General features: G+C 44.1%; 21 protein-coding genes and 1 pseudogene. 5 read left to right on the top strand and 17 right to left on the bottom strand.

Features of this window, described 5'->3' with window-relative positions:
- Positions 1-159 precede the first annotated feature (159 nt).
- Positions 160-354 (bottom strand): annotated as a pseudogene (locus O9295_RS14020) (PIN domain-containing protein); the annotation flags it as partial.
- Positions 351-566: a hypothetical protein gene (locus O9295_RS14025; protein WP_288033410.1), complete on the bottom strand. Its 216-nt coding sequence runs from the start codon at positions 564-566 to the stop codon at positions 351-353. The gene O9295_RS14025 and the pseudogene O9295_RS14020, both read right to left, overlap by 4 nt.
- A 1,011-nt stretch (positions 567-1,577) precedes the next feature.
- Here O9295_RS14025 and O9295_RS14030 point away from each other — a divergent pair.
- Positions 1,578-1,850 carry an AbrB/MazE/SpoVT family DNA-binding domain-containing protein gene (locus O9295_RS14030; protein ID WP_052734173.1) on the top strand — a complete coding sequence of 91 codons (273 nt, stop codon included), beginning with the start codon at positions 1,578-1,580 and terminating at the stop codon, positions 1,848-1,850.
- Between the two features lie 4 nt (positions 1,851-1,854).
- Positions 1,855-2,292, top strand: a complete 438-nt coding sequence (locus tag O9295_RS14035) for a type II toxin-antitoxin system VapC family toxin (protein ID WP_288033411.1) — start codon at positions 1,855-1,857, stop codon at positions 2,290-2,292.
- 107 nt (positions 2,293-2,399) lie between these two features.
- On the opposite strand, the gene O9295_RS14040 is transcribed toward O9295_RS14035, so the two are convergent.
- The 9 genes from O9295_RS14040 to O9295_RS14080 form a co-directional block, all read right to left on the bottom strand.
- Positions 2,400-2,528 (bottom strand): hypothetical protein, encoded by a 129-nt coding sequence (locus O9295_RS14040; protein ID WP_288033413.1) that lies wholly within the window; start codon positions 2,526-2,528, stop codon positions 2,400-2,402.
- Entirely contained in the window at positions 2,494-2,757 is a 264-nt protein-coding gene (locus tag O9295_RS14045; RefSeq protein WP_288033415.1) for a hypothetical protein, read from the bottom strand. Before O9295_RS14045 ends, O9295_RS14040 begins: the two co-directional genes overlap by 35 nt.
- Positions 2,758-2,821: 64 nt before the next feature.
- Positions 2,822-3,412, bottom strand: coding sequence for a prepilin-type N-terminal cleavage/methylation domain-containing protein (locus tag O9295_RS14050; protein ID WP_288033416.1), 591 nt, complete (start codon positions 3,410-3,412; stop codon positions 2,822-2,824).
- Complete coding sequence (locus O9295_RS14055) at positions 3,402-3,746, bottom strand: hypothetical protein (RefSeq protein ID WP_288033418.1); 345 nt, start codon at positions 3,744-3,746, stop codon at positions 3,402-3,404. Before O9295_RS14055 ends, O9295_RS14050 begins: the two co-directional genes overlap by 11 nt.
- A gap of 150 nt (positions 3,747-3,896) precedes the next feature.
- Entirely contained in the window at positions 3,897-4,223 is a 327-nt protein-coding gene (locus tag O9295_RS14060; RefSeq protein WP_159294843.1) for a hypothetical protein, read from the bottom strand.
- Between the two features lie 160 nt (positions 4,224-4,383).
- Positions 4,384-4,581, bottom strand: coding sequence for a hypothetical protein (locus O9295_RS14065; RefSeq protein WP_159294844.1), 198 nt, complete (start codon positions 4,579-4,581; stop codon positions 4,384-4,386).
- Between the two features lie 10 nt (positions 4,582-4,591).
- Entirely contained in the window at positions 4,592-5,137 is a 546-nt protein-coding gene (locus tag O9295_RS14070) for a siphovirus Gp157 family protein (RefSeq protein WP_288033419.1), read from the bottom strand.
- Positions 5,138-5,187: 50 nt separating this feature from the next.
- The gene (locus O9295_RS14075; protein WP_288033421.1) at positions 5,188-5,847 is read right to left on the bottom strand and encodes a hypothetical protein; all 660 of its coding nucleotides are present in this window, start codon (positions 5,845-5,847) and stop codon (positions 5,188-5,190) included.
- Between the two features lie 70 nt (positions 5,848-5,917).
- Complete coding sequence (locus tag O9295_RS14080) at positions 5,918-6,337, bottom strand: hypothetical protein (RefSeq protein WP_159294847.1); 420 nt, start codon at positions 6,335-6,337, stop codon at positions 5,918-5,920.
- Between the two features lie 194 nt (positions 6,338-6,531).
- Between O9295_RS14080 and O9295_RS14085 the strand changes: the two genes are divergently transcribed.
- The gene (locus tag O9295_RS14085; protein ID WP_159294848.1) at positions 6,532-6,741 is read left to right on the top strand and encodes a hypothetical protein; all 210 of its coding nucleotides are present in this window, start codon (positions 6,532-6,534) and stop codon (positions 6,739-6,741) included.
- 193 nt (positions 6,742-6,934) lie between these two features.
- Complete coding sequence (locus O9295_RS14090) at positions 6,935-7,270, top strand: hypothetical protein (RefSeq protein WP_288033422.1); 336 nt, start codon at positions 6,935-6,937, stop codon at positions 7,268-7,270.
- A 30-nt stretch (positions 7,271-7,300) separates the two neighbouring features.
- On the opposite strand, the gene O9295_RS14095 is transcribed toward O9295_RS14090, so the two are convergent.
- The 5 genes from O9295_RS14095 to O9295_RS14115 form a co-directional block, all read right to left on the bottom strand.
- The gene (locus O9295_RS14095; protein WP_159294850.1) at positions 7,301-8,182 is read right to left on the bottom strand and encodes an ArdC family protein; all 882 of its coding nucleotides are present in this window, start codon (positions 8,180-8,182) and stop codon (positions 7,301-7,303) included.
- A gap of 69 nt (positions 8,183-8,251) precedes the next feature.
- Positions 8,252-8,455 (bottom strand): hypothetical protein, encoded by a 204-nt coding sequence (locus tag O9295_RS14100; protein WP_159294851.1) that lies wholly within the window; start codon positions 8,453-8,455, stop codon positions 8,252-8,254.
- A gap of 434 nt (positions 8,456-8,889) precedes the next feature.
- Entirely contained in the window at positions 8,890-9,258 is a 369-nt protein-coding gene (locus O9295_RS14105) for a hypothetical protein (protein ID WP_288033424.1), read from the bottom strand.
- A gap of 1,536 nt (positions 9,259-10,794) precedes the next feature.
- On the bottom strand, positions 10,795-11,310 hold the full coding sequence (locus tag O9295_RS14110) for a hypothetical protein (protein WP_288033426.1): 516 nt from the start codon (positions 11,308-11,310) through the stop codon (positions 10,795-10,797).
- A gap of 229 nt (positions 11,311-11,539) precedes the next feature.
- A complete protein-coding gene (locus tag O9295_RS14115) occupies positions 11,540-11,782 on the bottom strand; it encodes a hypothetical protein (RefSeq protein WP_288033427.1) in 243 nt (80 codons plus the stop codon).
- A gap of 82 nt (positions 11,783-11,864) precedes the next feature.
- Here O9295_RS14115 and O9295_RS14120 point away from each other — a divergent pair, with 82 nt between their 5' ends.
- Positions 11,865-12,533, top strand: a complete 669-nt coding sequence (locus O9295_RS14120) for a GNAT family N-acetyltransferase (protein ID WP_288033428.1) — start codon at positions 11,865-11,867, stop codon at positions 12,531-12,533.
- Between the two features lie 284 nt (positions 12,534-12,817).
- Here O9295_RS14120 and O9295_RS14125 read toward each other — a convergent pair.
- Positions 12,818-13,331, bottom strand: a 514-nt coding sequence (locus O9295_RS14125; RefSeq protein ID WP_288033429.1) for a hypothetical protein, incomplete at its 5' end; no start/stop codon positions are given.

Below are 13,331 nucleotides of genomic sequence, written 5' to 3' on the forward strand. Positions count from 1 at the left end.
TTTTACGGTACATTAGCACTAATTAGAGAAGATGCAAGGGTGATGCAAGGGTGATGCAAGGGTTTTAAGAGATTCTAGCAGATTTAAGTGCATTTGGGAAGCTCTCAATCAAGCTAAAAGCCCTTTCCTGTAAGGTTTTTACCATTATTCAGCAAACCCTACATAATCCTCTAAGTCTTGGCGTTTTTTAGACAGAGGAAGTCGAAAACAACCAAATAATAGCTCATGGATTACCAGAGTAGCTGTGGCTATTTCCCGTTTAGATAATCTTAGCTTTGTCATAACCTTCTGATTCGGGTGAGGTCGTTTAGCCTCTGACAAAATATTAGTATCTAGCAAATATTTGAGAGTCATAAACGAACATCTCTCCCCGTTGACTTGTCGCGTAAATTATCAAAACTATCATCATCAAGACTTGCCAAATCTACTCTTTGTCTAAAATCTTGCAAGGCTGACCAAAAATCATTAACCTCTCTAATTTCCACTAATAACTCTTCATTATCAGGAAAATCAACTTCCTCTAATAACTCAATAGTTTTGCCTTTTTTAATTCCTTTAACTAACATAACATCAACTCCTTCTAAGCTTAACTAGCTACCAGCAAAAATTGTTTTATCAATAAAATTATAGCACTTAATAGAATAATTGAAGATTTCGGGAGTCACAGCGCTCCGAATTGTCAGAAAGATTGAGGAAAAATTAAAATTTTATTCCGTTCAAACCATGTAATTATTCCTACCTAAGGGTAAGCGCACCTAAAACGCTATTGACAATTAGCTTTGTGAGCAGCATGGGCATTTCAAGTGACGAAGGTTTTTGGCTCTTCTGGTTTCTGTGTGGAGGGAAGAAGAATAGGGATAATTTTATAGAAATATAGTCTTCAAAGCCTTGCCTAGCAAGACTCCTACGAATGATAATCAGTGCTTATCACACAAAGTAGAGAAGAGCCGAAATTAATTTTGCACGACTACTTATAGCCGATTAAAATATAACTATTCTTCTAAATTAATTATATATTATTGTCGAGAATTAACTAATTTTATTTTCTCGAAAAAATTATGTTTTTCTCCGATAAAAAAATTGTTAAAACTCTTTAGATATGATTTCAAAACTCCTTTATTTAATCAGCATAAACTATCTCTTTGTCATTGAGAATACATTTGTCTTGACTTGTGATCTCCCGGGCAGTTTAAATAGGAATAATCGCAAAATTGGCGATGCTATTTCCTGTTATCAACCCATCGACCGTCCGAAAATGCTTGTCATAGCTAAATAAAGCCAGATTATTGTAGAGCGGTCGCTGCGATCCACATACAGTTAGTGGGAATCGGATTTCCCTTTTTCCTCAAGCCAGAATAAACTCTAGCGTAATATTCGGCGGTATCGCAATCAATCTCGCGTAGCGAGCGCTTTGCGTTCGCAAAACAGTTAATTTTGGATATTTCCCAAAATTGCTTAAGTTCCCTTCAGTTATCGAAGATTTGGGTTAAAACCCCGTCGTTTTACGACGGCTTTTCCTGATTTTTGTCGAATTATTTTAGGGGTTTTAAGAGCTACAGGAGAAATATAGCGGTATAATGAAGATAAAAGAATTCAAGATAATTGCCATGGAATTAGTGACGCTCGATCGAAGTAGATGTATTCAAATTCCTGAAACTTTGCTGGAACAACTAGGCATTGAATATGATAGTCAATTTCAGGTAGAAGTTCAAGATGGTAAGCTAGTCTTAAATCCAATTAAGGAAGAGCCAAAGGTTTATTACGAGAATGATGTTTTGGTTGTTGACAGCCAATTGCTAGTTAATACTGAAGCTTTTATCGAGGAGCTTAGACAAGAAAGAATGAGCTAATGTTGTGATTAAAGTTTTATTCGATACGTCGGTTTTGGTTGCATCTATTTTAGTCAACCATGAACAGCACTCAGCTTGTATTTCTTGGTTAATCAGAGTTAAACGAGGAGAAATTCAGGGTTATATTGGAACTCATACTCTTGCAGAACTCTACGCAATTTTATCGGCTTTTCCCGCAAAACCTCGTCTATCTCCTCAATTGGTACAACAATTAATTAAAGAAAATTTAGATTCCTTTGAGATTATTTCCTTAACAAGCGATGATTATCAAGCTGTAATTAATCTTATGGTAACTTTAAATTTAAGAGGAGGAGCGATTTATGATGCTTTAATTGCTTATGGTTCATTAAAAGCGGAAGTCGATCATTTATTAACTTTGAATCTCAAGCATTTTATCCGTTTTGGCGGGAGAATAGAGAAAATTTCTATGGAACCGCGATAACCTAACTAGCATATTATAGCACTTTTCCCGTTACTGAGTTATCAACAAGTTATGCCAACAAAGGGTTTAAGTTTCTTGCCCATACCTCATTTTGATGAAAACTGCTATTAATTGATATTTTGATTGTATGATCTGTAGTAACTATTGACAAAATGATTATTAAATCGCCATTCGGCGGGGAATGTCCCCACCGAATAAAGTTTACCAACCGCCACAGCAGTGACGATACTCGTCATAGATTTCGTGCTGTCGTTCGAGGGCGGCGATTTCCTCCTCCTCTTGCCGTTGCCGAACGGTACTATCAATGGCGGCCTTCATGATAGCGTTATCGCCGTGAGCGAGTCTGAGGGTATAGAGTTCGACTGGGGATAGAGGAAAGAGGGTTCGTGTTAGCAGGGTGAGGTCGAGGTTGGGAAGTTGGGGGAATTGCCCGGAGAGGTGGGCTAATAGGGTTTGTTCTGTCATCGTTGTGTTGCGAATGATTTACACCCGATGGCGTTAGCCTTTTCTTCCGTCTTTTCTTTCTTTTTTATTTCCAGCATCGGTTGTCTTCGCGGATATCCCATGAACCATCGACACGGAATAAAAATAGACAGCGTTTGGCGGTCGTTCCCTGGGCGGTCAGTGTCAGTCGCCCTAATTGCCCCCAAGAACCGCCCATGCCGCCCTTTGTATCGGCCCAACTAACCCGGTAGATCGTGCCGTCGTTTCCCCCGACACCGCTAACTCTTCTCAGGGTGGAATTGGTGGTGTCGATGTCCACCCCGTTCGTCAGAGACTGCCATTCGCTGACCGTCTCGCAATCGTCGCCGGCTATCTTGGCCACCTCGATCCGTCCGTCGTCTTTCATGCAGAGGGTGGTGGGAGTAGTTCCGCTTCCCATGGCATCGAAGCGGGTGAACTTCCAATGTTGGGACAGTTCAAAGGTGGCCATATCTAAGCGGAGTTCCGCTATTAATCTCGAAAGTATAGAAAAACCGATCAGCAGCAGGATAGTGATCAGGGTTAAGGTAACGAGCAGTTCGATAAAGCTGTAGCCGGATTGACCAGTTTTAACTCCCGTTTGCCTGCGCCCTATCTTTTTTACAGGGCGCTCGTCTTGATTCGATTTATATTTCATCTTTCCCATTTACCCAATTTATTCCTGCCTCTAATGCTTCTTCGATCGAGTCATAACATCCGCTCAAAAATTCATCTGATTCAAATTCCTTAAAAACTGCAATTCCGTTACCGTTGTTGATGGCAAAAGAATATTTACTTGGGTTGCTTGGGCATATATAGACACCGATATTTAGTAGATGGCGGGGATATTTTTTTTCCCGCTTCTGTGCCGTTGCGAGAGGTTTTTTTACCTGTTCTGCTTGCCATTGGTGGCCGCAGTGATCGCAGTAAATAGTTAGGCTTTCTAGGCTCTTTCTATAAGTTTCCGATGATTCGCATTGGGGGCATTTCATGGTTTTTTAATTTGTTAGGGGTTAAGATTGGGATTCTTGAGCGGAAAAAGGGGGGGATGTGGATCGCTAGAACCAGTTCTAGATCGGCTTTTAATAGTATTAATAATATTAAGTCTATCAAGCCGATTTGATCTACTGATAATTGGTAGCTTAAAACTGCTGAATAATTATGCCTCCTTCAAATTGAATAACGGTAGTTTTGTTTTGTAAATATTCAAGTGCTGCCGCTTCTATTTCTTCTTGATCGCTATCTTCTGGGGGAATAAATGAATAATTCTCACCCGCTTTCAATACGCTAGAATACTCTGAGTATTCACACCGAAATAGAATTGGATCGAATTCTATTTTTGTGTTTGTACTGTCTTCTAAGTCTTCTAAATATTGAACTAGCGCCAAGGCTCCGTCCCAAGACCAAATCGCATTATCATCTTTTTTGAGCAATCTTACCGCTTCGTCAGTAGTTAAATTTATGTACATTTCTCCACTCCTAATTTTTTTGATTTACTGATAACTGGTAAATTAAAAATTAGCTAGTGATGGCCAGGGGTGTTTGCTCTCTCGAAATATTTGATCGCTTCCTTGCGGCAGCGAAGCAAAGAACCTAGATGCAACCCCACCGACCGGCGAATGAGTAAATTTAATTATCTCGTGCGGTTACTTGCCACTCGCAGTTATTGTCGAGGCTTGTCCGTTCATCGATTAGGTTCGCTTGGCTTTCATTTTCGATCGAGACAATGGGAAATATTTCCTCGAATAGCTGTTCGGCGTGGGTTTTATTTTTAGCCATTATCGTCACCTCGATTTCTACTGTTGTTATTCCCGTGTATTCTTTCATTGTTGTTTGTTTAGCGAATTATTAGCGAGTATTCGTGAGATTCGGAGAGAAAAGCCCAATCAATTGCCTTTTGATCGTCTGATTTGAGCAGTTCTTTAATTTTTGTTAGTTTGGGTGTGTATTCCACCAGCACATATTCGGGGGGTAGTTCTTCTGGGGGAACGTTGAGCATCACTCGCGTCGGTTTTCGACGCAAACCGACCTTAACGGTCACGCCGTCGATACGGGTCTGTCCGGTTCGCAGCATCTCGTTCGTTAGGTAGCGTCTCAATCGGTTAACCTGATTTTCCGTCTGTTCCGCTAGGGTGCGGATTCTTTTGGCTTCGGCTTTCCTTGTTTCGGCCAATGCCTCTTGATGGTGGATGTAGGCTGCTACCCGTTCGGCTTTGTGCTTAAAAGAGTCGCCGGCCTCCAACCATCGAGTAAAGGCCTTTTCTAGCTTGGCTTCCCGCTCTTCGTCGGTTAGGGTTTCGTCTTCGCAGATATCGGTGATCACCGTTTCCAGTTCGCCGATGATTTCCGCAAGTTGCCAGAGTCGGGGGTTAGTTTGGGTCATGGTTTCTCCTGAATGGGGGAGAGGTTGCCCTCTCCCGTCGTTTTTATCGATTAAGCTGCGGGTAGGGTGCGCTGATTTCGGGTTCCTTCTAGTTCTTGGCGTTGGGCGGTGAGTGCCTGTAATTGTTGTGCCGTCCAGCCATCCACACAGATGAAATCGCGGGTTGCTTCTAAATCAACAAGCTGATCGCCGCAAGCGATCACGAAGTCGCTAATAAGTCCCAGTTGCTGTTTTTCTTCTTCTGATTGCCGTTCGCGCCAGTCGAAACTAACGCTGTAGTAGGTTCCTTTTTCTCCTACTTCCCGATTGAAGCCAATTGTAAAGATGCCCATACCGGGTTCGCCGTGGTTCATCGCTTCCTGCACCTTGTTAAAAAGGTTGGAAATCGACTGCTTTTTAATGTAGGAAACACAGACCGTATTTTTAGGCAGAATTTCGGGGGAAACGTTCGGTCCGGGGATGTAGAATAATTGAATCCATAGCACATTTTCGGTTTTGCCCAGACTGCCGAAGAATTTGGAAGCTTTGATGATGCCGATATCTATCTTTTGATCGGGGTTCGTTTTGCGGTGTTGCGCTTCCGAGCCACCGATAAAAAGCCCGCCATCCTTACAGTTGATTCTTACCGAGTAGGGGATATCGGGTAAACAAATAGCATTATCGGTTCGCGTGCCGAAGACGGAAAATTGATTCGATTTTTTAGTAGCCATGATGATTTTCTCCTTGCATTTCTTTGAACTAAAATTATTTGAGAATCCCCCAAAGGTGGGGGAATAAGTTTTACCACTTGGGCATATAACCCGTCGTGCGGTAGTTGTACTCATCGAAATCTATTTCATCGAAATGGATGATCTGGCCGTGCTTGCCAGCTTGAGATTCGACTAAGTAATCGAGTCCGTAGGCGTGGGAATCGATATAGCGCTGCATTCCCCGAATCTTGATCTCGGCTTCAAAGTCTTTTAAATATTTCGGTTTGCGGACTTCGCACCAGTAGCAGCGATAAAAAGTATTGAAAGTTCGGATGTAACCCTCGACTTCCTCTTTTTTGCAACCTAGATAGACCATAAAGGCCGGCTCGTCCTCCGTGGCATTGCCCCAACCGTGCGGGTCTGTGGCGGTCTGGCAGATCACCACATTTTTGCAAAGTTGGTAAAGTTTGAAATTACCATTGGGTGAACTCTTGATCTCTTCTGCTATCATGTCATTACCTCATTTTGGTGAGCGTCGGGGGATGCAATTTCGCCGTTGTCCTCCCCCGTTTGATTCGAGTTCCTTAACTCGATGATTCTATTATAGCGTGTCGTCATGCTATAAGCAAGACTTTTGCCTAAAGTTTACAAAACTTTATAGCGTGTCGTCATGTTAGACTAAGGCCGAGAATAGTAAAAAATAAGATGAGAGGAAGACCAGGGGGCAACCCCGATTTAGTAGAACATAGGTTCTCTACCGATAGGGACGAGCCTTGCACGGCCAAGTTAACGTTAAGGCTGCCGCCCTCTCAATATGCCAAGCTGAAAAAGATCGATAACTGGCAGGAAAAAGTTAGAGAGGTGATCACCTCTTTTTTGCAAGAGTTAGAGCATCCCGACAACTGCGAAAAATAAAAGTCTTATCCGAATCATGGAGGCTACGCGGGGGGCTTTAGCTTTTTTTCTTTGGACGCTTCTCTTTCTGTGATCTTCTCTCGCGAACTAATTCCCTCGATCTGGTCTTTCTCCGATTAATGATAAAATATCAATCATTGAAGATAAAAAATTTTTATCTGTTAGGACAGACTAGAGATTCAATAATAAAGAGATGGGGAAAGTAGGAAAAATTCTCAATGCTGCCGACAAAGAGACAGCGATCGCTAATGGTATTCCCCTGGCCACGGTTTATAAGCGCATCGATCGGGGTTGGTCGGTAGAGGCGGCAATTTCTAAGCCGGCCCGACCCGTGGCGGTTGAGCGTCCGCGAGATGAGGTGGGGGAATTTGTACCGAGGGATAAGCTTTTGGGGCGGGGCCGTTCCCTGCGTTTACCAGCAGCTTTCGATCGAGAATTGGATTTGCTGATCGAGGCTTCTGGCAAGAATCAGAGTGATTTTCTGTCGGATATCATCGTCGAATGGTTGCGAAAAAAAGCCCCGATGTAGTCGGGGGAAAAGTTGTCTTAGTTACAGGTGTTATGATTGCCAATTTTCCAGCAAAAATAGGGAGGCTTTCGTGGCCATACCGGCGGCCTTGAAGAAATATTTATTATCGTTTTTCAGCGCTTTTAACCAGCTGCCTAGATAGTTGGCGTGGTGTTCCAGTTCTCCCGTGTAGTTAAATTCATTGAGAACGAACGCGGCGGCAAGTTCGGCGATCAGTTCCTCGAAAGCGTAGGATTGAGAGCCGAAAGCACCCGATAGGTTTCGATTTAGTCGCGTTTTGTGTCCCGTCCAGTGGGCGAGTTCGTGGATCGCCGTTCCGTAGTATCCCGCCACACTCTGGAAGCTGGATAATTCCGGGAGGCGGATCTCGTCTCGTTCTGGACTGTAGAAAGCTCGATCGCCACCGTGGGAGATCGTCGCCTCTTGGCTGTTAAGGAATTTCTGCATGATCGGATCGGTGGTGTGTTCTCGTCCGATCGGTTCGGGTTTTGAGAAGTGAGCGATCTTGATCTCGGCGTTTTTATCCTCGACACAGGCCACGTTAAAAACGTTAAACCATTTGGCAGAATTCCGAAATTCCCTGACGGTTTCACCTCGATCATCCTCTATTTCTACCGCGTAGGAACCACCCCAACGAATCCAAGTGGATTCGGAGCCTTTTTTAATCGTCCAGCCGTTTTCTTTCGCTTGCTTAAAAGTCAGAAAGTAGGGCTGTTCATAGTTTTGAGCCATGCAATCGATCGCACAGAGTAGCGGGTTAATGCCCGTGTATTCGTGACCCGTGATCAAATTCTGATAGCCGACCGCTTTCCAAGGTTTTACCCAAGGCTTAACGCCATTTTCTAGTAACTGCATTAAGCGATCGCTGACGATTTGGAATTTGTCCGAGGGTGTATAGTTTGATTTAGCCATTGTTCAGATGTCCTTTATCTCGGTTTCTGGGGGGCGGCAAGCGCCCCGATGTGCAATTGCAATTACTGTTTATTGGCAGGCCTCGATCAGCAGGTCAGCGATCAAAAAATCGTGGCGGTTGGGCGGTGTCCAACTATCTTCTGGTTCGGTCAGTAGCAGGGAAATATTCTCGATCGCTTTATTGAGCATTTGGGAGCGCTCGAAGGAACTATCTTGGCTCTCTTGTTTTGCGAGCAGTAAATAGTCAAGAGCGTTTTCTAGATGGGATTTCATGATATTCTCCAGATGGTGATTTAATGTGTTGGTCAGCCTAGCTAATTGCAGTTATCTAGGTTGATATGGAACCTATAAATGGTTAGCAACTGGGACAATTTCTAATAATTTGGTTACGGTCATCGTCCCTACTTTTGTTCGATCACTATTCCGCCAAATTAATATGAGGTTGTCCTTTTCTACTGTCGTTCCGACTATAGCGGGTCTCACACCTGTGTGGCACAGTTAAACCTTTGCTAATTAAGCTTTTCAACATCGATAATGTACCTCTTGCGAACAGGAAACGCTATATTTCGATCCAGTTATCTGGAAATAAAGTCATCGCTTTATCCTTCTTTCTTTGGTTTATACTTTTATTTTATCATAAATTTTTGATAAAATATCAATAAATAGATAAAAAAATCCCCGCATTTTTGCGGGGAAGATAAGATTTTTTAATAGGGAACTTTTTCGGATTCTAGTGCTTCGATCGAGTAATTTCTGTATCTTGAATTTTTCAGATCGATCGGGACGCACTGACTTAAATCTGCACCTAAATTTACTGCTAATTCGAGGGCATCATTCCAGGCCATCCCCTCGATTTTACATTCCCATTTATAGGCTTGCAATCTTTTGGCGAGTCGAATTTCAAAGCTTTGAATATCCAGATACTGACAAGCTTTTTTAAGCTCGGCTTTATTATTTCCCGCTAGGTAGGTAAGGAATCGCCGGCGTACCCGATCCCTCGGGTTGATAGGCCAGCGCTGTTCGCCGTTATCAGAAAGAAAGATCGTTACTTGATCGCAGAGGTTCAACTGGTACATAAGGTTCTCTCCAAAAACTTCTATAATCTTATTCTATCATAAAATAGTGATAATTTATCATTAGATAGAAAAATTTTTTAGATAAAATGGGATAAAAAAGCGGGGACTTCCCCGCTAGAAAAGCACTAGAAAAGCAATAGCTGAGAGGCAACCGGCGACCACAGCCACCAGCCGCCGCCCAGCGACACCAGCCCCCATCCCGGCGAGGGGATATCGGGGGGAAGGAAAACCGCGCACCGCAAGTCGGAACCGACCGCTAAGGCTAGAGAAGACCAAGAACCAGCACCGAACCCGCCGAAACAACGGGAAGAAGACCTAGACGGCAGCAGACCGGGGGGACAGGGAGACGCGGGGAAGGAGAGCCAAACGCCGTCGGGGAAAACGGAGCCAACGCAGGCCACCGAGCGGGATGCAAAGGAACCACGCCCAACCCCGAACGAGGAGGCCGAGAAAACGCGGGCGCACGCAAAAAGAGAACGGACAAGGCGATCGACACCCTCGGCACACCCCACCGAGATCAGGCAGGAGGCGGGAACCTCTGCGGCAATAGCAGAAACGGCCGCAAGAGAGGCGGTGGAAGGGGAACGCGAACCAGAGAAGCCAACGCAGGGCGCGGTGGCAACAAGAGAAACGACGGCATCAGGAATCACGGGCAGAAAAATAACTCTATCTCTCTATTTTATCATTATTTTACGATAAAATATCATTAAAACTCAAAAACCGATAAATAGAGAGTAGCAGTTCCGATCTATTTGCGGGACCCCGGCGGGAAGTCGGCGGCTGGCGCGCATCCAAACCAGCCCGCTATCAGCGAAGTCCACGACCCAAGGCGCGCCAAAGTCCGCCAGCGACCAGAGGGGTCCAAACCCACCGACGAACTCCAAGAAACCGCAACCCCTGTCAGCCCTTCCCTTTTTCTTTTGGGGTCAGGACTGGGCGGTGGGTGGGGTGGCGGGGTGGGTGGCGGCGTGAGCGAGGAGAGGTGGGGGTATAGTTTGCAGAAAAAGCCCTGGATTAACGACAACCCCCCTGCCCGACGAGCGAGCAAATTTAAGTTTTGCCAGTAGTCCTTAGATATTGGCATAGTTCCGGAGAGTATGGATTCTTCTGTAGGGTCAATTCATCTTGACCTTACCATCAAGCTTTGAATTTAGGCATGATTCTGGACAGAGGGGAGATCGTTCACGGCGTAACTTTCAGGTTGTTGCGCGAGGGATAGAAGGGAGACGAGCGGAGTCCCAGACTTCATATCAAGAGTTTAGAGTTTATCGCTTCAAAGTAATTTTTGATGTTACCGAATTAAGCTAGACAGTGCGAAGTTCTAGGAAAACCAACGAGTTTACTGGGGGTTTGGCCTTCAACGCTTTTTGAGTATCACAATCGCCAATATTTTCACAACATTTTCGCTATTTTGTCAAACGTCTGATAGATAACTTTGCAATTATCAGTTGAATCAAGATATGGATGATAATTGTGTATCAAGTTAGCCTATCACTAGGTTTTAAGAATTGCCTAGAGGACAATTCATGATTAAAATCAGCCTTGTTTTAATTCCACTAGGTAAAGTGCAATACAAATCAATATAATTAACGAATACGGCAAATGCACAAATGTTTGTTTCCCTGCCGCCCATAGCCTTATAAGTTTTGAACGAGGACGATGTTTCTCGTATGAATAAATCGGTTCGTCTTTACTAAATGAGCGAAACCACCAATTATATATTTGCAGGGGAGCAGGATTTTTTATTAGTATTTCTTGGTCGTTTCTAAAGTGTGCTTCAATGATGCGAATTCTATCAATTATGGAATACTGAAACATTTTCCACATTGATTCTAGATACCAAAAACACAGAGAGATAGTGGCAATAATTAATAATGTTGGGCTGTTGTAAGTTTTAGAGTTTATTTCTATGGCAAAACCAGCAATAGATCCTGCGCTAATCCACCCCTTTATTTGCAGTGCGCGTCTATCGTAGTCTTCGTACTGATCTTGGAGTTTAAAATATTCATCTTTCAGAAAGCTATTTTTCACATCATCTATATCTTTGGACATCAGATTTCAACTTAATATTATCTTATTCAGGATAGTAGGAGATTAACCGGTATTTTTTAAGCAGATTGGCAGGGCAAAAATTAAATAAATTATCCTAAATAGTCGGGATTGTGACTACGACTAAAGAGAACTTAGGTGATCAAATTTGATTCTTGTCATCGTTTGAGAGTAAAAGGTCGGGGAAGATTATTGAAATCCATAACAAGGTGTACTAGCGGAAACGGTTTAATTATTTCGGATTGACCCGATATTCCCTCGAACCGTCAGGATAAACTATAATCTCGTCGATCCTGAAAAAGTGATCGTTTATTGCCACGACGAATAAAGACCAGAGGATTACCCCCAAACCGAAAAGCCAGACGGTTTTCCTGTTGATCGGTATGGTGACTTCATCGGGTAACTTAGGAATCTTCATAGCTCGATCGCTCCCCTCGATAGATGATGATAGTTGACGGTTTGAGGGTTGTTCCATCCCGTCCTCATTTTAGATCGATTTTATCGGTTCCCCTCGATTTCGGGTATGATCATAGAGAGGATCGAAGGGAGAGGCGGCCATGAAAGGTTTTTACTATTCTCCAGAGTGTCCGATCCCCGGAACCCGCTCGGCCAGAAGAGATAGTTTCCAAGCGATTCTACCGACGCAGGGATACGGTTCGGCTATTATCCGAAGGGCAACCGAGAACGATATCCGCCCGCTCTACAAACTCTACAAAATCGTCGCTCGCTCGAACCCTGGCAATTTAACCCAAGAAGAAGGGGAAATTACACTCGACTATGTGGGCGATATGTTAAAGGAAGGATTAAAGTACGGGCTGGTTCTAGTTATCGAAGAGGGGGGAGAAATTGTCGGTTACTTGAAAGCTTTCACTTCACGATTTAAGTGTCTGGCTCACGTCCTCACTAATGCGACCATGATAGTTCATCCAGAGTTGCAGGGGAAAGGATACGGCGGTCAACTGATCGATGCTTATCTGAGAGAGATTGAAGCTAATATGCCCCATATCCTCCGATTTGAACTTTTGCCCCATCGGAGTAATACAAGGGCGATCGAGTTTTACAAAAAGCATGGTTTCAGATGGGAAAGTATGGCTTTCCAAAAGATTAGAAAACCGCAAGGAAATTTCGACTCCGAAGTTACACTGGTCTGGTTCAACCCGAATTTTACCGAGGAGGGGTTGAAAAGATACCATGCTTTGTTAAGCCGTCCTATCTTTTGTACCTAATCCTGTTTTAAAGCTGTGCTGAAAGCCTTTTTTCAAGACTAATTGAGAGGCTTTTACCCTGCCATAGACGGGAGCATCCCAAACACTTAAGCGAGCGATAAAGCTTTTGTGGATATGATTCTGGTTCCAATCACAGAATTTAGATGACTGTTTAAAGTCTCTGACCTTCCCGAAAGCTATGGCATATAGAATTTTAGCCCTAAGTATAATTGCTTGTCATGAAAGTGGGATGCTCCCCTTCGTTACCGACAAAAAGATTATCTTGAGTTACTTTTGCAAGATAGCTAATCTTTCCAAAACAGGAGAGCGATCGGCCTGAAAAAGTGCTTCGCTCCCGCTTGCCCGATGATTGGTTCGGCAAGGCCGAAAAATAGAAACAGGGAAGTGACCCAACACCACACCGAAGCCCATTCAAGCGGTAGCAGAATCCGGATCGGGATTAGAGTTCCCGGTCCGATAGCGGACAGAACGCTCGCCACCCAAATCGGACGCAGGAACAAAAAAGTGGCGAGAGTGGGAATCGCGACGTAGAGAAGCGCATTGCCAATATCGATCGCTGGTATGCCGTAGGACGCGAGGTAGTCAGCCCAAATCTGGTGGTGATTGGGGCCGACAATCGTACACATACGGGGATTGATAGAGAAGGCCACGAGTATCAGGACAATACGCACTGTAACGAACAGTGCCGCTATTCCTATGATGGGAGTCGTCCAACGCTTGAAACGATCTCCCCTAGCGTCAGAGCCATAGATGGCCAGAACCGTGAAGGTGAGTGGGAGAAAGCTTACCAACACCCGC

The sequence above is a fragment of the Microcystis sp. LE18-22.4A genome, assembly GCF_027531105.1.
Lineage (GTDB): Bacteria > Cyanobacteriota > Cyanobacteriia > Cyanobacteriales > Microcystaceae > Microcystis > Microcystis aeruginosa.